Below are 17,236 nucleotides of genomic sequence, written 5' to 3' on the forward strand. Positions count from 1 at the left end.
CGTGCTCAGCGGTGGGCGAAGAGGAACCCGCCCTCGACACCCGGGGCGGGGTGGTGGGCCATCGCGGCCTCCACGGTGAACCCGGCCGCCGCCAGCCAGCCCGCGACCCGCTCCGGCGCTCGACGGTGCACGCGCACGCGCATCGGGGGTGACCGCCGTACCCCTCGGTCTTGAGCCGGCTGCCGTTCCCGGCGTGGAACCCGAGCAGCACGACGCCGCCCGGCCGCAACACCCGGTGGAACTCGGCGAGGACCGTGGGCACCTCGGCGTCCGGGACGTGGATGAGCGAGAACCAGGCGAGCAGCCCGGTGAGGCTCCCGTCGGCCAGGTCGAGGCGGGTCATCGAGCCCACCTCGAACCGCAGGCCGGGATGGTCGCGGCGGGCCACCTCGATCATCGCCGGGGACAGGTCGACGCCGAACGCGTCCAGGCCGAGGCCGTGCAGGTGCCCGGTGATCCGCCCCGGCCCGCAGCCGACGTCGGCGACCGGTCCGCTCCCCCGCGCCCGCACCAGCTCGGCGAAGAGCGCGAGGATCCCCCGCTGGAACGGCTCCCCGGCGAGCGCGTCGCGCAGCAGGTCGGCGTAGCTGACCGCCACCGTGTCGTAGGAGGCTCGGGTGTCGTCGAGCCAGTCGGATTCGTCCACCGCCGGCACCCTAGCCGTCAGTCCCCCACGCCGCCGGACCGAGCCGCGGCCAGGCCGGGCGCCAGACCGGCTCCGGAAGCGGCGGCAGGGCCGCGAAATGGTCGACGATCAGGCGGAGCGCCGGGTGCGGGTCCGCCGGCAGCAGCAGCGAGACGGGGTACGCGAGCGTCGGGTTCACGATCGGGACGCGCCGCAGGTCGTGCCCGGCCGGCCAGAGGTAGCGGTCCCGGGCGCCGACGAGGGTGGCCAGGTCGGCGGAGTCCGCCAGCGCGTCGAGCAGCACCTCGGTGCCGAAGTTCGGGCCGGTGGCGTCGACGCGGAGGTCGAACGCGGTGGTGAGGTCGTCGTAGAACTCCGACCACTCGCTGCCGGCCACGATGCCCGGCACCCAGATCCGGTGCCCGCGCAGCTCGGCCGGGGTCAGCGCGGCGGCGGCGGCGAGCGGGTGCCGGGGGCCGACCAGCAGTTCCAGCGGGGAGTCGAACGCGTGCACCATCCGCACGTCGGGCGGCAGGGTGGCCGGGTCGGTGACGGTGCGGAAGGCGGCGTCCAGGTCGCCCGCCGCGACGGCGGCGGCGACCCGGCGCGGATCGTCCACCCGCATCGTCACCACGTCGAGGTCGACCCCGGGACGCGACCGCCAGTAGTCGTGCAACAGGACGGCCTGCGCGCTGCGCAGGCCGAGCACGTCGACGCGCGGCGCCCGCGAGCCGGGCCGGACCGCCGCCGCGGCGCGGTCGGCGTGCGCGACGACGCCGCGGGCGTGCGGGAGGAACGCCTGGCCGTCGAGCGTCAGGTCGACCCCCCGGGCGGTACGGGTGAACAGGCGGACGGCCAGCTCACGCTCCAGGGCGGCGACCCGCTTCGAGACGGCCTGCTGGGTGACGCCCAGCTCGTCGGCGGCGTGTCGGAGCTGACCCAGCTCGGCCGCCCGGACGAACGATCGCACTGCCTCGGTGTCCACCGGCCCACCCTAGGGCCGCCCCACCGATGGTTGTGGCTCGCCTACCGGCGGTTGTTTGCGCCCACACACCGGAGGCCGGTCTGATGCCCGGGTGCGGGAGAAACTGGGGGCCGGCTTCGGCTGGCTGTGGTCGGCCTACGCGGTCAGCACCTACGGCACGTGGCTCGCCTTCGGCGCGTTCCCGCTGCTCGCGGTACGGGTGTTGGACTCCTCGGCGGTCGCGGTGTCGCTGCTGGAGGCGGCGGGGCTGGCGGTGGCGGCGCTGGTCGCGGTCCCGCTCGGGCCGTGGGTCGAGCACCGGCCGAAGCGCCCGGTGATGATCGCGACGGATCTGGTCCGGTTCGTCGCCCTGGCGAGCGTGCCCGTCGCGTACGGCCTGAGTGTGCTCTCCTACGGCCAGCTCCTGCTGGTCGCGGTGGTCTCCGGGAGCGCGGGCGTCGCGTTCGGCGCGGCGTCCGGCGCGTACCTGAGGCATCTGGTCCCCGGCGACCGGCTGCTGGTGGCGAACGGGCGGTTCGAGGGCACCGCCTGGGTGGCGACGGCGGCCGGCCCGCCGCTCGGCGGCGCGCTGGTCGGGCTGCTCGGCCCGGTCGTCACCGTCACCGCCGACGCGGTGAGCTACCTGCTCTCCGCGCTGGCGGTACGCCGCATCCGGGGCGGCGACGTGGCCACGCCCCGGGCCGGCCGGGTACGCGGCGCCGACCTGCTCGCCGGCTGGCGGTTCATCCGCCACGACCCGGTGCTGCGGCGCCTGTTCCTCAACTCGGTGCTGGTCGGCGCGCTGATCACGGCCACCGTGCCGCTGCTGGCGGTGCTGTTGCTGGGCGAGTACGGCCTCCCGGCCTGGCAGTACGGTCTGGCGTTCGGCCTGCCGGCGCTGGGCGGGTTCGTCGGGGCCCGCCTCTCCCCGCGCCTGGTGCGGCGGTTCGGCGGGTATCGGGTCCTGACCGCGTCCGGCTGGCTGCGGTCGGTGTTCCCGCTCGGGCTGGCGTTCCTGCGGCCCGGCGTCGGCGGACTGGTCACCGTGATCGTGGTGGAGGCCCTGCTGATCATGTGCATGGGCGTGTTCAACCCGCTCCTGGCCACCGAACGGCTGCGCCGCACCCCTCCGGACCGGACCGCCCGCGTGCTCGCCGCGTGGAGCGTCAGCAGCCGGCTCACCCAGGCCACGCTGACCGTGGGGTGGGGCGTGCTGGCCGCCGTGGTCGGCCCGCTGGCCGCGATCACCGTCTCCGGCGTGCTGCTGCTCGCCACCCCGCTCCTGCTGCCCGGAACGGACGCCTCGCGCCGGAGCGCCCGTCCCGTGCCGGTCGGTTCCCACGAGCCATGACGGCCGGCGATACGCTGACCCGGCCACGCGGCGGGGCCGATCGCGCCGCCGTCCGGGCGGTCGTCCTGCCGCTGCTGCACGACGCCGACCGGTCGACGCGCCGGGCCGCGCTGTGGGCGTTGGACGACGTCCACGAGCCGTCCGACCTGGCGACGCTGCGCGAGGCGCTCACCGATCCCGACCCGGTGATCCGGCGGACCGCGCTGAGCTCGCTGCCGGCCGTGGACACCGACCCGCAGGCGTACGCGCTGGTCCTCACGGCCCTGCGCGACCCGGACGAGTGGGTCCGGCACCACGCCGTGCTGCGGCTCGCCTGGTCCGCGCCACCGGGCTGCGACGCTGGCCGGCGGGACGTCCGCTGCTGCGCGTGCTGAGCGAGGACACCGACGCGACCGTGCGGGCGACCGCGTCGGCGGCGTTGCGCGACACCGACGACACGCGGTGACGCGTCAGCGGGCCTGCCACATCTCCCGGGTCATCTCGTACTCGACCTCGCCGTGCTCCGCGCCCGGCAGCGGCTCGTCCCACTCGGGGAAGTAGGTGCGGACGTAGCGCATGCCGACCGCCTCCATCACGCCACGCGAGCCGGCGTTGACGGCCATCGTCTGCGCGATCACGAGGCGCTGCCCGACCGTGTCGAAGGCGTGCCGCAGCAGGCAGCGGGACGCCTCACTGGCGAGGCCCTTGCGCCAGTGCCGACGGACGAGGCGGTAGCCCAGTTCCGCGACGGTGGGATCGTCGGGCTGGTCGGGGCCGTGCGCCGGCGGGAGCATCATGAGCCCGACGAACTCGCCCTCGTCCTCGCTCGCGGGCGCGATCGACTCGCGCCCGCAGTCGCCGGACCCGAACGCCATCCAGAAGCCCAGACCGCCGACCTTGGCGGCCTGGGCCATCCGCCGGGCGTGGTAGTCCGCCACCACGTCCCTCGGGTGCGGCCGGCTGAACAGGTAGCGGAGCACCTCGGCGTCGGAGTCGAGCCGTACCTCCAGGTCGAGGTGCCGGTCGGCCAGCGGAACCATCAGCAGGCGCGCGGTGCGCAAGATCGGTTGGGGCATCCGGCCACGATGACACGGCCCCGCCCGCGCGGCGATCGTTTTCCGCCCCCGGCCTCAGCCGGCCGTCCTGACCGCCGCCACCGCGGCATGCGGCCGGCGGGTGTCGTCGCCGGGCCGGTGCAGGCGCTCGACCTCGGCGAACCCGGCCCGCGCCAGCCGGGCGGAGAACGCGTCGACCGGCCAGCGGTAGGCGGTGGTGACCTTGTGGTCGAACGCGCTGACCTCGTCGCCGACGAAGATGCCGCAGACCACTGTCGCGCCCGGCGCGGTCACCCGGCGGAACTCGGCGAGCACCCCGTCCAGGTCGGGCGGCGGCAGGTGGATGACCGAGCCCCAGGCCAGGATGCCGGCGGCGCTGCGGCCGGCGACCGGAAGCCGCTCCATCGCCCCGAACACGTACCGGCCGTCCGGGTGGGTGGACCGGGCGTGGGCGACGAACTCGGGCACGATGTCGAAACCCGTGGCGTCGCCGCCGAGGCGGCGGAGGAAGTCGGTGAGGTGCCCCGGCCCGCAGCCCAGGTCGAGCACCGGACCGGGCCGGCCGGCCAGGTGCCGCCGGATGAACGCGAGGTCGTCGGCGTGGACCTGCTCGCTCGTCCCGAACAGGTCGATGTAGAGATCCGCCACGGACGCGTACGCCCGCCGGACCTGGTCCGTCGTCACCCGAACACCCTAGGGGAGGTCAGCGCGCCGAACCGGGGCGCCGGCGCGCAGGGTGCGCGGGATCTCGGCCACCTCGTCGACCCGCTCCAGCAGCCGGTCCAGCTCATCGGCGGGCGTGGGCGAGCGAAGCTCGACGTGGTAGGTGATGCCGGTGGAGGCCCAGGTCCGCGTGTCGAAGTCGCCGGACGCGGTCACCCGCACCCCGTCGACGCGGATGCCCAGCGCGCCGGCCTCCCGGTAGACGTCGTTGAGCACGCAACCCGCCACGGCGACGTGCAGCAGGTGGGCGCCGGTGAAGTCGGCGGTGACCGTCACGCGAGGTGAGGAGTCGCGACCGGTGAACCCGCGGCCTCAGGACCGCAGGTAGCCGGAGAGCCGATCGGCGAGTTGCCTCGGGTGGCTGAGCGCCACCGAGTGTCCACCGTCCACCTCGTCGGGCGTGACGCCGAGCCGTTCGGCGGTCAGCCGGCGCAGGAAGTCGACCGGGAAGAACCGGTCCGCGCGGGCGATGAGCACAGTGGTCGGCACGTCCGGCCAGGCGTCGAGGGGCCAGGGCTCGTCGCCCTCGGCGCTGACCTGCTCCCGGGCGTGGGCGGCGGCCTCGGCGACGACCTCGGCGGGCACGCCGTTGTAGAACTGCTGCTCCTCGCTGAGCCCTTCGGCACCCCGGTAGCCGGTGTGGTCCCACCAGTCGCCGGGCCGCTCCCCCGGCCGGGGGATCATCGGGGTGAGCAGGACCAGCAGCCGGACCGGCAGCCTGTCGGCGATCAGCGGGGCGGTGAACGCGCCGTAGGAATGGCCGACCACCACGAGATCGCGCCGGTCGCCGACCGCGTCGACGACCACCTGGCGGAACTCGGTGAAGCCGGCCGACCGGTCCTCGATCGGCAGCTCCGGCACCACCACGTCGTGGCCGAGGGCGACCAGCTCCGGAACCAGGAGGTGCCAGTCCCAGGCGCTGCCCCCGCCGCCGTGGATCAGAACGAACGTCGCCATGTCGGGAAGCGTCACATCCGGGTACGACACCCGTCAGCGGACCGTGGCGACCAGGCGTCGCAGCGCCGCCGCGGCGGGTGGGCCCCAGGTGGCCTTGCCGCCGGGCCGACCGTGGACGCCGTTGTCGCCGATGAGGAGGGCGCGCGCCGCCGCCCAGCCACGGGCACGCCGCGCGGTGGCGGCGTCCGGCGTCGGCCGGTAGGCCGAATGGAATTCGTCGACGGCGCCGTCCGGCAGCAGCAGCCAGCCGGCGGCCAGGTCGTAGGCCGGGTCGCCGACGCAGAGATCACCGAAGTCGATGACTCCGCAGAACGTGCCGTCCTCGACGAGCACGTTGGCCGGGTGCAGGTCGGCGTGCAACCACAGCGGTGGCCCGGTCCACCCCGGCGCGGCCACCGCGTCGTGCCAGAGCGCGCGCACGGCGTCCGGGTCGTCGACCAGCCCTCGGCCGGTGGCGTCGTCGAGCGCCGCGGCGACGCCGTCCGCCCGCTCGGACAGGGGGCCGCCACGGGTCGCGCTGGTCGGCGCGTGGTCGGGGGCGGGCCGGTGCAGGGCGGACAGGAACGCGGCCAGGGAGGTGGCCGCGGCCCCGGGTCGGGTCACCGGGGCGCGGTCGGCGGGCTTACCCGGGATCCAGGTCGTGGCGAGCCACGGATGCGGGAACCTCTCGGACGGCTCGCCGAGCCGCTGCGGGACGGGAACCGGCAGCGGTAGTCGCCCGGCGAGCCCAGGCACCCAGTGGTGTTCCTTGTACAGCAGCGGGCCCGCCGTCCGCGTGGCCCAGGGAAGCCGGACCGCCAGGTCGTCGCCGAGCCGCCACATCTGGTTGTCCCACCCCCGCGCGGCCGGCCGGACCGGGTGGTCGGCGAGGTCGGGGTGCTGGTCGCGGAGCAGATCCCGGATCAACTCCGCGGTGATCTCCGGTGTCATACCGAGCGGTTAACCTTCCGTCATGCCGAGCGCCGAGCTGGACGAGTTGGTCGTCGGGGACGCCGAGGAACTGCGTGCCTGGCTGTCGGCCCACCATGCCACCTCACCCGGCGTCTGGCTGGCCCTGACCCGGAAGGGCGGCACCGTCACGACGCTGACCTGGCAACAGGCGGTCGACGAGGCGCTCTGCTTCGGCTGGATCGACGGGCAGGCCCGCAAGCGCGACGCGGAGACCTCCTGGATCCGGTTCACCCCGCGCCGATCCCGCAGCTCCTGGTCGCAGCGCAACGTCGCCCACGTGGCCCGGCTGGAGGAGCAGGGGCGGATGCGGCCGGCGGGCCGCGCCGCGGTGGAGGCCGCGAAGGCGGACGGGCGCTGGGCGGCCGCCTACGCCCCGCCGTCGGAGGCCGAGGCGCCGGCCGACCTGCTCGCCGCGATCGCCGCCGAGCCCGCCGCCCAGGCCATGTTCGACGTGCTCACCAAGGCCAACCGGTTCGCGCTCGTCTACCGGCTCAACGCCGTCAAGCGGGCGGAGACCCGGACGCGGAAGATCGACGAGTTCGTCGCCATGCTGGCCCGCCGCGAGACCATCCACCCGCAGCAGGCCAGGCCGCCGAACGCGCCGTGACGGCGCGGACGGGCATCGCGTCGCGACGGCATCGCCGCCGATCGACCAGGGCGGGTGCCGCGCGTACGATCCCGATCATGAATCGTGAGGTGTTCTGGGAGATCGTGGAGCGGTCCCGGGCCGAGGTGGGCGACACCCGTGACGCCGAGTCGGCCGCGACCGTCGCCCGCCACCTGGTGGCGCGGCTGACCGCGTTGGGCCCCTCGACGGCGGTCGAGTTCCAGCACTTCTACGACGTTCGGCGGTGCGCGCCGGCGTCACGCGGCCGATGATCTTCGTGGACATCGACGGTGGGACGGGCGCTGTCTGGCCCCGGCTGGTCGCGCACGCCTACGACGAGCCGGTGCCGGCCGAGGGTTTTGGCGACGGCGACCGGCCGGCGGGACCGTTCGGGACGCCCGCCCGCCGACGGGTCGTACCCCGGTTCTTCGACGACCGGGGTGACCTGCTGGGCGTCCTGCGGGGCCTGGTGGACACGCTGTTCGGCGGCGCGGCCGCCGACGCGGGCAAGCCGACCTGGTGCGAGAAGACACCGTTCAACCTGCTGTGCATGGACTTCCTCTGGGAGCTGGTGCCCGACGCGACGATCGTGCACGTCACGCGTCACGCGTCACCCGGTCGCGGTGCTGGCCTCGCACCTGGCGCAGCCGTGGGCGCCGTCCACGGTCGACGGGGCGCTCGCCTACCTCGTACCGATCTATCGCCGCTGGCTCACCTGGCGGGACACGGCGGATCTGGCGGGCCGGCGCTACGTCGAGGTGCGGGCGGAGGATCTCGCGGCCGACTGGCCCGGGCAGCGGCGGGCCCTGTTCGCGCGGCTCGGAGTGGACGACGTCGCCACCCGGTCGACGTTCCAGGCGCACCGGCTGGCGCACCGCGACCACCAGTTCGACACCGGAACCCGCGAGCGGATCGAGGCGGCGTTCCACCGGATCGTCCCGGCGATGGGCTACGCGTGACGCCTCAGCAGACCGACGGGGGCCAGCGGTGGTCACGCCACTGCTGCCACGTCGCGAATCCGGCCGGCGGGTCGCCGACGGGTTCGCTGCCGTCGAGTTCGCCCGGGGTCGGGATCTCGATGGTGGCCGCCCACCCGGCGAGTTCCTCGTCGGACATCGGCCAGGTCGTGTGCGGCGCCTCGGCCTGACGCCGGTCGACCCGGATGCGCTGCTCGGCGGCGGTGACGACGAAGTAGTGCAGCTCCACCGCCGCGCCGACGTCGGCCGCCGCCTGCCGGAGGGCGGACCGCTCGTCCCGGCTCCACAGGCCGAAGTCGATCACGACGTTGGCGCCGAGTTCGAGGGCGCGCAGCCCGATCCGGATCAGCCGCCCCTCGATCACGTCCTGCGCGGAGGGCGGGTTCTCCGGCCCGTAGAGCGCCTTCACCCACTCGTCCTTGGTGAGGCGGAGCGCCTGCTGCTCGACCTCGATGCGCCGAGCGGCGGTGGTCTTCCCGCTGCAGGGAAGTCCCACGGTCAGGAAGAGTGTGGGTCGCCTCATCGTCGCCGCCGAACTGTTGGGTAACGATCAGGGTAGTGTTCGCCACAGCCGACCGGTCGGACGAGGGGCAGACGTGAGCGACTGGAATGACAAGATCATCGCCGAGTTCCGGGCCAACGGCGGCCGGGTGGGCGGCCAGTTCGCCGGCGCCCCGCTGCTGCTGTTGCACACCGTCGGCGCCCGGAGCGGCAAGCCCCGGGTCAACCCGATGATGTACCAGGAGCTGGACGGCGGCTACGCGGTGTTCGCGTCCAAGGCCGGCGCGCCCACCAATCCCGACTGGTACCACAACCTGCTCGCCGAGCCGAATGTCACGGCGGAGATCGGCACCGACACGGTCGACCTGGTCGCCAGGGTCGCCGACGGCGACGAGCGGGAACGGATCTGGGACGCGCAGAAGGCGGCGTACCCGGGCTTCGCCGACTACGAGCGGAAGACCAGCCGGCAGATCCCGGTCGTCGTGCTGGAGCCCGCACCCTAATTCGGCTACCCACTCCGGACCCGCGCTACCGCGTACCGCGCTGACCGGGGTGTCCGCGCGCCCGGGTCTCCCAGGCCGGCCGCCGCGGCTCGTCGTTGCGCACGACGATGTCGGCGCGGTCGACCGGGCGGGCCGTGGCGGCGTAGAGCTGCTGGGCGGGGAGGTACCGCTCCCGCCAGCGCCGCTCGACCTCGGCCCGCGACGACACCCGGCCCTCCCGGACCACGGCACGGGCCACGAGCCGCTCGTGCGTGACCGACACGAGGACGCGCAGCTCCCACCGGTCGACCAGTTCCGGGCGCAGGAGGAAGACGCCGTCGAAGACCAGCACCGCGTCGACCGGGGCCGTCCAGGTCGGGGCGTCGTCGTGGACCGCGTGCCGGAAGCGTCGGTCCCCGCCCGGGCCGAGCGGATCGAGCAGCATCCGGTTCAGCGCCGGATGGTCGTGGGCGTCGAGGTAGCAGCCCTCCGCCGAGAACTCCCCCCGCCGGTAGCGCCGCTTGAGGGGGACGAGAAAGTCGTCGACCGTCGCCCGGATGACGTGCCGGCCCCGCGCGCGCAGGACACCGGCCAGCTCGTCGGCGAGCGTGGTCTTGCCGGCGGCGGGCGGCCCGTCGACGGCCACCCGCGTGGGATGCCCGGCGGTCACGCGTCCCACCGCGTCGGCCAGGTCGCGGAGCAGATCGTCGCGGGTGCCGTAGGCCATGCCGTCACTCCTCCGCCAGCGCGAGGCTCAGTTGCGCGCCGAGCTGCCGGAAGCCCAGCGCCCGCGCCACCCGGCGGGACGGTTCCCGCCGGGCCCGCCACTGCGGCAGCAGTCCGTTCGCCACCGCGTCCGCGACCGCCGCCGAGGCCACGGCACGCGCCAGCCCGCGCCCACGCCGGTCCGCCCGGGTGAGCACGCCCAGGTGGGCCACCCGCCCCGGCCAACGCCGGTAGCCGGCCGCCGCGAGCACGTCGGTCCCCCGGCGCACGACGAACACCGGCGAGGTGACGTCGGCCAACCCGCACTCGTCGGCGTCGTCCGCCGGCACGGCCGCCGGCAGCGCGGCGACATCGGCTGGCTCCCCCGGGACCACCGGCACGTCACCGGACGCCGGCCGGAACCGGCCCTCGTCGAGGTAGGCCAGGCTCGCCGGCCCGAGCACCCCGGCCACCGGCAGGAGAGCGCGCAGCGGCCCGGCGTCGGTCAGCTCCGCGACGGGCAGCCGCCGCAGCACCTCGCGCACCGTCCCCACCAGACCATCCGACGGTACGCTGACGACGGCGGCGTCGCCCAGCACGACGATCCCGACCCAGCCCGGTGGACAGAGCAGCGACCTGGCCGAGGCGGCCACCTCGACGCCGCCGCCGGCGGGAAAGGCCATCGGCACTCCAGCCAGGTCGAGCCAGGCCGCACGCACGCGATCGAGCAACGGATCAGCGGCCATGAACGCATCCTCGCGCCCGGCCCGGCGCTCCCGCCAGTCCTTTCACCGCAGCCACCCCAGGAAGCGGCGGTGCAACGCTCCGGCCGGCGCCCAGCTCAGATCTGCCGTCGCCCGGGCCAACTGCGCCCCCAGGTACAACGCCAACGAGATCGGCGCGCCCTCGTACTCCACCAGCAGCTCCCGCCGCCGGGTCGCGCACGGCCACGGGCCGCCGCACGCGTCGCACGTCCAGACCGGCAGCACCGGCCCGTGCCCGCTCACCCCCGACCCCGACCAGGGTACGGAGGGCAGCCCGCTGGATCCCCCATGTTCACCGGGGCTCGCCCGGCAGCCAGTGCGCCCGGCCGATGGGCACCCGGTGGCGCACCCGGCAGGGCAGGTCCGCGCCGCACCGACACACCCACCGCCATTTCCGCCACGACCAGGCCGGCCGGTGGCGGCGAACGAGCGTGAGGACCACGGCGAGCAAGTAGCCCTCATACGACAAGATGCGGACGCGCCGCGGGGCGCTGCCACTCACGCAAGCCTTGTCCACCGACGCCAACGGGACGCTCTGCGGCTGGTCCGACCGGGCCAGGGCGAGGAGCCGTTGCTTGGCTGCCTCCCATTCGGCCGCCTGGATCTGCTGGCCGTTACAACGTCGAGCCCTACCGAGCCGACCACCCATTCCCGCCTCCGTCTGCCAGGGCCGGGGCGAACCGTCCGCCTCAACCGACGCAGACATTAGGAGCCGACAGCGAGGAGGTGATTACCCCTGGTTATGGGTGTATGACGATGCCGAGCCGTCCGGCTAGGAGGCGGAGTTCCTTGGGCAGAGCACGCCGCTTGGCCCGGTGTGCCATCGCGACGACGGCATCCTGCGCGAGGGGGTTGAGCGAGAACGGCACCGGCGCAGCCTGCTCCGCGCGGACGAACGCCGTAATCGCCTCACCGTCACGCCGTCCGGAGTCGGCCAGCGCGCGCCCGAGATCGAGCCAGTACGACATCTGCCGGATCGAGGCGGCGAGAACCTGCGGCCGTACCGTTCGGGACAGCTCGATCACCCGGCCGGGCTCGCCCGACTCACCGGCGATGGACATCTGCCACAGCGCCACATTGGTCGGTCCAAATCCGCAGCCATTGAATCCCATACCGTCCTGGGGATCGCCGAGCGTCGCGGCCTCCCGGGCCGCCTCGGTCAGGTGGTCGCGAGCGACATCCGGCCGTCCACTCACCGTCGACGCCAGCGCCGCCGAGAGATGCAACTGGCCCAGCATCTGGCGGACCCGCTCGTCGGCGGCGGCGGACTGGAGTTCCGCCAGCGAGCGATCGGCCGCCCGCGCCGCCAGGGACGCCGACTCGATGGGCAGGCTCTGCGCGTACGCGAAGCGGGACGCGCCCAGCCACGCCGGTTCCGCCACGTCCTCGGCCGCCGCCACCGCGACGCGGGCCGCGTTCAACGCCAGGTGCCGGTACCCGAGGTGCCGCAGGCAGGCCGACGCCTGATACGCCACCTGCGCGAGCACGGCCCCGCCCGCGGCGGCGGACTCCACCAGCAGGCCCGGCAGCATCTGGGCCATGGCCGGGAAGTTCGAGCGGTGGCGGAGCTGCTCGCTGCGCGCGACAGCAGCGGCCAGGTCCCGGGGCGTGCGCGTGGGCTGCCGACGTTCGCCGTCCTCGATCTCGATCAGCGCGGACCAGATCGCCGGAACGCACTCCGCAGCGTGCTCCCTGGCGGGATCACCGGTCTCGGTGCCCTGACCAAGCAGATCCGCGACAGTGACCTGCAACGCGGCGGCCACAGCAACCAGGGTGGACCGCCGGTCGATCACCTTACGGCCGGACTCGACCTGCGAGATGTAGGACTGGCTGACCCCGGCGAGGCCGGCGAGGGCGGATTGGCTCATCCCGCCACGGCGCATCCGCCAGTACCGGATCCGGGCACCGATGGTGTCGGCCTTCCTGGTCATCCTTGCCGCCTCCAAAAGGTGACGTTGTCGACGATGATCGGATAATTCGGTGCCCTTAAGAACGATTCGCCCACTCGTTTTCAATAATCATTCATCTGGCGGGGCGCCGCGAAGGCCAGCACCCCAACTCCGCAGCTCAAAGCACCCCTGATGTTCTAATTAGATAGTTCACTCTGCTTTGATTTTTGAACACATTTCCCGGATATGAATTCTCCGGAAACACCTTGACAAATGCAACTAGGCAATTCAACACCTCGTCATCCAAATTCGATAGAGCTGCTTCGAAATCACTCTTAGGCTCTCTCAGAAACTTGTCGCCCAACTTCCGCATGAGAACATGCGCAATTACTCGTCGGCCATGCACAGCAATTCCGGCTTGGATCCCATCCGTTTGCCGCTCGACAGCGTCCAAACAATAGTCCACCGCAGCAGTAATCTCAACGGCACGACTAAGCCTCAGCGGATCAGTCTGTTCGTTGAAGAGAGTTTTGTAGAAGGAGGCGTTAGAAAATAGAAGCGAAACCTCTCGCTTTGCCACAACAGCGAGGTTTACGCTTGACGATGCACAAGCCAAAGCTACGGCTGCTTCGCGCAGTTCAATGATCTTTTTTGGATCCTTGGACTTGGGAACCTCGGCCGAGCGAAGGATGTACTCAAAATCTAGAACGCTCAGCTCACGCACCAAGCGGTGTTGCTCCTTGTCAAGGAAGGCGAAGTCCTGACTTGAGACTTCGTTCTGAGTATTAGCATAACGGGTAATGAAGCGACCAAGCTTCTCTTCCACCTTGGGCACCTCAATACATCGGACCAGAACGAACGCCTTTCCGAGTCCAGCTTCGAACTCTTCCCATCGCAGATCCAAGGGTGGAAACTGTCTGAGCACCATTAACAATACTGGCACGCTTTAATTCGAAGTAACCCACATCTCGATTGAGTGCTCCACCTGGACCGATTTCGATCGATTCGGCTAGAACAGTTACTCCATTATTGTAAAATACGAAGTTCTCAGGCTCTTCCTTGATGGTTTGGAGGATACCTTCGTTAATGTCCGATCGCGGTATCACGACCCTAATGTTATCAGCGAATAGCTCTGCATGATGCACCGTATACCAGCTAGCCAACTCTGCGGCACTCACGCGGCCATAATACATTTTTTGCGGCTCGACGGCACGACCCCAGTCGATCATCTGAAGCTTTAGATTCACCGCTGGCCGCGCCTGATCCGAGATAGAACTAAATAGGGCCGCCTGAGCGATATGTGAATGCGATGCCAAAGGTTCAATACCTTCAAGATCATTCAGTTGACTCAACAGCTCATTAATTGGTGCCAAAACCTCCTCAGATAATAGATCTGACGCGGTCGTGACAGTCACTAAGCGAATCTTTGCGCCGGGAGTCTTCAGTAAATCACTGACAGCCAAACGCGTACTTTCAGTCGCGTGGGCCGGCTCCGCTTCAGATTTCATGCCAAGAAGCGACCTTACGCCTTGGAGAAATTTGAGAACGTCTCCCAACCCCATTGACCCTGTGCCGTCTTGGCGCCATTTCGATTGAACGAAAACGACGAGCTTAGCTCCGGAATCCACTCCAACGGAGTCGATGCCGCGATCTTGCTCGCCATCGGTTATTTCTATTAAACGATTGTTCTCATCCGCCGAGGCAAAGGAGAGCTGAACCGCGTGAAGAGCGAGGAGTCTTGAAAGGTTAGCAACCTCGTCCAGCTTCTTGCTCCAATGCGCGTGCTCGTAAAGCGCACGCACACGGGTCTCGATCTGGCTGACATGGAACTTACTCACGACAACCTCTTTCAGAGCCTCGTGGGGCCATTAAGCGAGCAGGGAGATGATATAGCGTTGGCCCTAGACGGCGCAGGCCCGCTTCATCGCCGTGATCCCAACTCTGGCCGGGCCGTCCCACTACATGCTCTATAGAAACATGTAACCTCAGAACCAGTTCTCCCGCATGTCCAGCGTGGTTCGGTCCAGGCTCTCCAGCAGGTCGAACTGCGGCCCGACCCTCGGCAGCTCCCACCGGTAGAAGTAGCGCGCCGCCGCCCGCTCCCCGGCGGCGAAGCCGTCCTCCAGGGACCCGGACGCCTCCACCGCCAGCACCTGCTCCAACCAGAGCCAGGCGACCACCACGTGCCCGACCGCCTCCAGGTAGACCGAGGCGTTCGCCAACGCCAGCTCCGGATCGCCCGGCGCCCACAACCGCCGCGTCACCACCGCGATCCGATCCACCGCCGCCGCGAGCGGCCCGGCCAGCTCGGCGGCGAACCCGTCCGCCTTCCAGGCCCGGTCGACGGTGGCGCGCATCGTGTCCAGCAGCAGCTCCAACGCCGCGCCGTCGCGCATGGTGACCTTACGGCCGAGCAGGTCGAGCGCCTGGATGCCGTGGGTGCCCTCGTGGATGGGGTTGAGCCGGTTGTCCCGCCAGTGCTGCTCGACGTCGTAGTCGCGGGTGTAGCCGTAGCCGCCGTGCACCTGGATGGCCAGGTCGTTGGCGGCCAGGCACCACTGCGACGGCCAGCTCGTGATCGCCGGCCGAGATCCACATCTTGGTGCCGGTGAGCCGGTAGGTGCCGTCGTCCTGCGGCTCGGCGCGGGTGGTCAGGTCGGCCAGGGAGCTGCCGGCCTGCGGCTCGGACAGGCACATGGTGCCGAAGAACCGGCCCTCGACCATCGGGCGGACCCAGGTGTCGACCTGGTCGGCGCTGCCGTGGGCGAGCAGCAGGTTGGCGTTGCCGAGGGTGAGGAACGGGTACGCCGAGGTGCCCACGTTGGCGGCCTGGAACCAGGCGAACGCGGCGGCGGCCACCGCGTGCGGAAGTTGCATGCCGCCGACCGACTCGTCCAGGGTGGCGGCGAACAACCCGGTGCCGGCGAACGCGTCGAGCGCGGCCTTGACCTGCGGAATGGCGCGTACCCGCCCGCCGTCCACGGTGGGCTCGCTGGTGTCGGCGGCCCGGTTGTGCGGGGCGAACTTCTCGGCGGCGACCCGGGCGGCGAGGTCGAGCACCGCGTCGAACGTCTCGCGGGAGTGCTCGGCGTAGCGGGGTCGCTCGGTCAGCCGGGCGACGTCCAACCAGTCGTGCAGCAGGAACGCCAGGTCACGGCGGGACAGCAACAGCTCGGACGACGACAATGCGGGCCCCTTCCCCTCAGCCGCGGCGCAACCCGGCGACGGCCTCCCGCAGATCATCCTGGCCGATCGGGGCCGGTGGCGCACCCTCCGTGGCCTCCCGCAGCGCCTTGGCGAGTTGCACCCGGCGCAGCGCCTCGCGCAGGTCGGCGCCGGTGAGCCCGGCGGTGTCGGCGGCCAGGGCGACCGGGTCCACGTCGTCGGCGAACATCCGGAAGCCGGTACGCTCGTGCCGCTCGATCAGCTCCCGGATCATCTTGCCGAGGATCTCCGCGCGGCCGGTCTCGTCCGGCGCCGGGATGGCGATCTTCAGGTCGAAGCGGCCGGAGCGGGTCAGCGAGGCGTCGACGCGGTGCGGGAAGTTGGTGGTGGCCACCACGATGACGTCGGGATTCTCCTCGAACAGCGTGTTCATCTCCTGCTTGAAGATGCCGGCGACGGCGTTCACCGCCTGGCTGGCCGCGTCGCCACCGGCGCCGGCGTAGCTGATGATCGAGTCGAACTCGTCGAAGAGCATCACGGTGGGCCGGCGGTAGCGGCGGGCGTCGCGGAAGATGCGTTTGATGTTGCGCTCGGAGCCGCCGAGGTACTTGTCCAGGATCTCCGGCGTGCGAATCTCCACGAAGTCCGCGCCGACCTCGTTGGCGAGCGCCCGGGCCAGCATGGTCTTGCCGGTGCCCGGCGGGCCGTACATCAGGATGCCCTGCGGCCGGCGCGCGCCCCAGCGGGCCATCGCCTGCGGGTGCCGGAACGACACCGCCACCTCGCGGAACCGGGCCACCACCTCGGCCAGGCCGCCGACCTGGTCGAGGGTCACCGTCTCGCTGCGCGGCGCGGCCACCGCGACCGGTCGCCGACCCACCAGGTACGTGCGCCCGCGCAGCACGGTCGGCTCCACGTTGTCGCCGGCCAGTTCGCGTACCGCCTGGAGCAGCAGACCGAGCACGGCCCGCAGGTGTTCCGGTCCCACCTCGGCGCTGGGCACGTCGGCGCGGATGCGTACCGTGCCGTTGTCCTGCTCGACGCGGGGTCGCACGCCGGCGGCCTCGGCGGCGGCCAGCACCGCCCGGCCGGCCGGGTCACGCGGCGGCGCGACCAGGGCGGTGCCGGTGGGTCGCAACCCGAGCCGGCGGGACGCCTCGGCGGCCGCCCGGCCCACCACGGCGGCCGGTCCGTCGCCGCCGCGCGCGGCGAGCCGCTCGGCGAGCAGCAGGCCGACCGGCCCGGCCAGCCCGAGCGCGAGCAGGCCGGCCGGCGCGGCCTCCACCCGCAGGTACGCCTCGAAGCGGTGCACCGGCCGCCCGTCGTCGGTGTCGGTGCGCACGGTGCAGCGGACCTCCCGCACCGGAGCGGGGAAGCCCGCGCCGGCCAGCAGCTCCACCGGAGCGTCTCCGGCGGCGGCGAGCAGCCCGGCCGGATCGGTGATGCGCACCTCGGCGCCGAGCAGCGGCACCGACTCCTCGTCCGGCCGCACCTCGTACCCGGTCATGGGTCCTCTCCCCTCCCGGCGACGTCTGCACCGA

The 17,236-nt window shown here is 71.8% G+C and carries 20 protein-coding genes and 2 pseudogenes; 6 read left to right on the plus strand and 16 right to left on the minus strand.

Annotated features, from left to right (window positions below; all coding sequences use genetic code 11):
• Positions 1–5: 5 nt before the first annotated feature.
• Both O7618_RS12210 and O7618_RS12215 read right to left on the minus strand, forming a co-directional pair.
• A pseudogene (locus O7618_RS12210) lies at positions 6–655 on the minus strand (class I SAM-dependent methyltransferase).
• A gap of 1 nt (position 656) precedes the next feature.
• Complete coding sequence (locus O7618_RS12215; RefSeq protein ID WP_278106175.1) at positions 657–1,610, minus strand: LysR family transcriptional regulator; 954 nt, start codon at positions 1,608–1,610, stop codon at positions 657–659.
• A gap of 91 nt (positions 1,611–1,701) precedes the next feature.
• On the opposite strand from O7618_RS12215, the gene O7618_RS12220 reads away from it, so the two are divergent.
• Both O7618_RS12220 and O7618_RS12225 read left to right on the plus strand, forming a co-directional pair.
• Positions 1,702–2,940: an MFS transporter gene (locus O7618_RS12220; protein WP_278106176.1), complete on the plus strand. Its 1,239-nt coding sequence runs from the start codon at positions 1,702–1,704 to the stop codon at positions 2,938–2,940.
• Complete coding sequence (locus O7618_RS12225; protein ID WP_278106177.1) at positions 2,937–3,314, plus strand: HEAT repeat domain-containing protein; 378 nt, start codon at positions 2,937–2,939, stop codon at positions 3,312–3,314. The genes O7618_RS12220 and O7618_RS12225 overlap by 4 nt, the downstream gene beginning before the upstream one ends.
• Before the next feature lie 75 nt (positions 3,315–3,389).
• On the opposite strand, the gene O7618_RS12230 is transcribed toward O7618_RS12225, so the two are convergent.
• From O7618_RS12230 to O7618_RS12250, 5 genes are read right to left on the minus strand one after another with little or no spacing between them, the layout of a single operon-like run.
• Positions 3,390–3,995 carry a GNAT family N-acetyltransferase gene (locus O7618_RS12230; protein WP_278106178.1) on the minus strand — a complete coding sequence of 202 codons (606 nt, stop codon included), beginning with the start codon at positions 3,993–3,995 and terminating at the stop codon, positions 3,390–3,392.
• A 54-nt stretch (positions 3,996–4,049) separates the two neighbouring features.
• Positions 4,050–4,658, minus strand: a complete 609-nt coding sequence (locus O7618_RS12235) for a class I SAM-dependent methyltransferase (RefSeq protein ID WP_278106179.1) — start codon at positions 4,656–4,658, stop codon at positions 4,050–4,052.
• A gap of 9 nt (positions 4,659–4,667) precedes the next feature.
• On the minus strand, positions 4,668–4,973 hold the full coding sequence (locus O7618_RS12240; RefSeq protein ID WP_278106180.1) for an OsmC family protein: 306 nt from the start codon (positions 4,971–4,973) through the stop codon (positions 4,668–4,670).
• A 36-nt stretch (positions 4,974–5,009) separates the two neighbouring features.
• Complete coding sequence (locus tag O7618_RS12245; protein WP_278106181.1) at positions 5,010–5,654, minus strand: alpha/beta hydrolase; 645 nt, start codon at positions 5,652–5,654, stop codon at positions 5,010–5,012.
• Positions 5,655–5,687: 33 nt separating this feature from the next.
• Positions 5,688–6,584: an aminoglycoside phosphotransferase family protein gene (locus tag O7618_RS12250; RefSeq protein WP_278106182.1), complete on the minus strand. Its 897-nt coding sequence runs from the start codon at positions 6,582–6,584 to the stop codon at positions 5,688–5,690.
• 22 nt (positions 6,585–6,606) lie between these two features.
• On the opposite strand from O7618_RS12250, the gene O7618_RS12255 reads away from it, so the two are divergent.
• The 3 genes from O7618_RS12255 (at position 6,607) to O7618_RS12265 (ending at position 8,171) form a co-directional block, all read left to right on the plus strand.
• Entirely contained in the window at positions 6,607–7,212 is a 606-nt protein-coding gene (locus O7618_RS12255) for a YdeI/OmpD-associated family protein (protein WP_278106183.1), read from the plus strand.
• 77 nt (positions 7,213–7,289) lie between these two features.
• A complete protein-coding gene (locus tag O7618_RS12260) occupies positions 7,290–7,484 on the plus strand; it encodes a DUF4240 domain-containing protein (protein ID WP_278106184.1) in 195 nt (64 codons plus the stop codon).
• 351 nt (positions 7,485–7,835) lie between these two features.
• Positions 7,836–8,171 (plus strand): hypothetical protein, encoded by a 336-nt coding sequence (locus O7618_RS12265; RefSeq protein ID WP_278106185.1) that lies wholly within the window; start codon positions 7,836–7,838, stop codon positions 8,169–8,171.
• A 4-nt stretch (positions 8,172–8,175) separates the two neighbouring features.
• Here the strand turns inward: O7618_RS12265 and O7618_RS12270 are convergent, their stop codons facing one another.
• Entirely contained in the window at positions 8,176–8,712 is a 537-nt protein-coding gene (locus O7618_RS12270) for an ATP-binding protein (RefSeq protein WP_278106186.1), read from the minus strand.
• 73 nt (positions 8,713–8,785) lie between these two features.
• On the opposite strand from O7618_RS12270, the gene O7618_RS12275 reads away from it, so the two are divergent.
• Positions 8,786–9,193: a nitroreductase family deazaflavin-dependent oxidoreductase gene (locus O7618_RS12275; protein ID WP_278106187.1), complete on the plus strand. Its 408-nt coding sequence runs from the start codon at positions 8,786–8,788 to the stop codon at positions 9,191–9,193.
• 25 nt (positions 9,194–9,218) lie between these two features.
• Here the strand turns inward: O7618_RS12275 and O7618_RS12280 are convergent, their stop codons facing one another.
• The 8 genes and pseudogenes from O7618_RS12280 to O7618_RS12320 form a co-directional block, all read right to left on the minus strand.
• Positions 9,219–9,899 carry an AAA family ATPase gene (locus O7618_RS12280; protein ID WP_278106188.1) on the minus strand — a complete coding sequence of 227 codons (681 nt, stop codon included), beginning with the start codon at positions 9,897–9,899 and terminating at the stop codon, positions 9,219–9,221.
• A gap of 4 nt (positions 9,900–9,903) precedes the next feature.
• A complete protein-coding gene (locus O7618_RS12285; RefSeq protein ID WP_278106189.1) occupies positions 9,904–10,623 on the minus strand; it encodes a GNAT family N-acetyltransferase in 720 nt (239 codons plus the stop codon).
• A gap of 42 nt (positions 10,624–10,665) precedes the next feature.
• The gene (locus tag O7618_RS12290) at positions 10,666–10,884 is read right to left on the minus strand and encodes a hypothetical protein (protein ID WP_181567959.1); all 219 of its coding nucleotides are present in this window, start codon (positions 10,882–10,884) and stop codon (positions 10,666–10,668) included.
• 497 nt (positions 10,885–11,381) lie between these two features.
• On the minus strand, positions 11,382–12,572 hold the full coding sequence (locus O7618_RS12295) for a helix-turn-helix transcriptional regulator (RefSeq protein ID WP_278106191.1): 1,191 nt from the start codon (positions 12,570–12,572) through the stop codon (positions 11,382–11,384).
• Between the two features lie 136 nt (positions 12,573–12,708).
• The gene (locus O7618_RS12300) at positions 12,709–13,356 is read right to left on the minus strand and encodes an AIPR family protein (RefSeq protein WP_278106192.1); all 648 of its coding nucleotides are present in this window, start codon (positions 13,354–13,356) and stop codon (positions 12,709–12,711) included.
• Between the two features lie 10 nt (positions 13,357–13,366).
• Positions 13,367–14,368: an AIPR family protein gene (locus O7618_RS12305; protein WP_278106193.1), complete on the minus strand. Its 1,002-nt coding sequence runs from the start codon at positions 14,366–14,368 to the stop codon at positions 13,367–13,369.
• A gap of 147 nt (positions 14,369–14,515) precedes the next feature.
• Positions 14,516–15,716 (minus strand): annotated as a pseudogene (locus O7618_RS32220) (acyl-CoA dehydrogenase).
• Positions 15,717–15,732: 16 nt separating this feature from the next.
• On the minus strand, positions 15,733–17,202 hold the full coding sequence (locus O7618_RS12320) for an ATP-binding protein (protein ID WP_278106196.1): 1,470 nt from the start codon (positions 17,200–17,202) through the stop codon (positions 15,733–15,735).
• Between the last annotated feature and the right edge of the window lie 34 nt (positions 17,203–17,236).

The organism is Micromonospora sp. WMMD980 (assembly GCF_029626035.1).
In the GTDB taxonomy this organism is placed as follows: domain Bacteria; phylum Actinomycetota; class Actinomycetes; order Mycobacteriales; family Micromonosporaceae; genus Micromonospora.

Coding starts and splice junctions, on each gene's coding strand:
- O7618_RS12250 (WP_278106182.1), bottom strand. CDS start 6,584: ATGACACCGGAGATCACCGCGGAGTTGATCCGGGATCTGCTCCGCGAC.
- O7618_RS12285 (WP_278106189.1), bottom strand. CDS start 10,623: ATGGCCGCTGATCCGTTGCTCGATCGCGTGCGTGCGGCCTGGCTCGAC.
- O7618_RS12320 (WP_278106196.1), bottom strand. CDS start 17,202: ATGACCGGGTACGAGGTGCGGCCGGACGAGGAGTCGGTGCCGCTGCTC.
- O7618_RS12280 (WP_278106188.1), bottom strand. CDS start 9,899: ATGGCCTACGGCACCCGCGACGATCTGCTCCGCGACCTGGCCGACGCG.
- O7618_RS12245 (WP_278106181.1), bottom strand. CDS start 5,654: ATGGCGACGTTCGTTCTGATCCACGGCGGCGGGGGCAGCGCCTGGGAC.
- O7618_RS12225 (WP_278106177.1), top strand. CDS start 2,937: ATGACGGCCGGCGATACGCTGACCCGGCCACGCGGCGGGGCCGATCGC.
- O7618_RS12230 (WP_278106178.1), bottom strand. CDS start 3,995: ATGCCCCAACCGATCTTGCGCACCGCGCGCCTGCTGATGGTTCCGCTG.
- O7618_RS12270 (WP_278106186.1), bottom strand. CDS start 8,712: ATGAGGCGACCCACACTCTTCCTGACCGTGGGACTTCCCTGCAGCGGG.
- O7618_RS12260 (WP_278106184.1), top strand. CDS start 7,290: ATGAATCGTGAGGTGTTCTGGGAGATCGTGGAGCGGTCCCGGGCCGAG.
- O7618_RS12295 (WP_278106191.1), bottom strand. CDS start 12,572: ATGACCAGGAAGGCCGACACCATCGGTGCCCGGATCCGGTACTGGCGG.
- O7618_RS12255 (WP_278106183.1), top strand. CDS start 6,607: ATGCCGAGCGCCGAGCTGGACGAGTTGGTCGTCGGGGACGCCGAGGAA.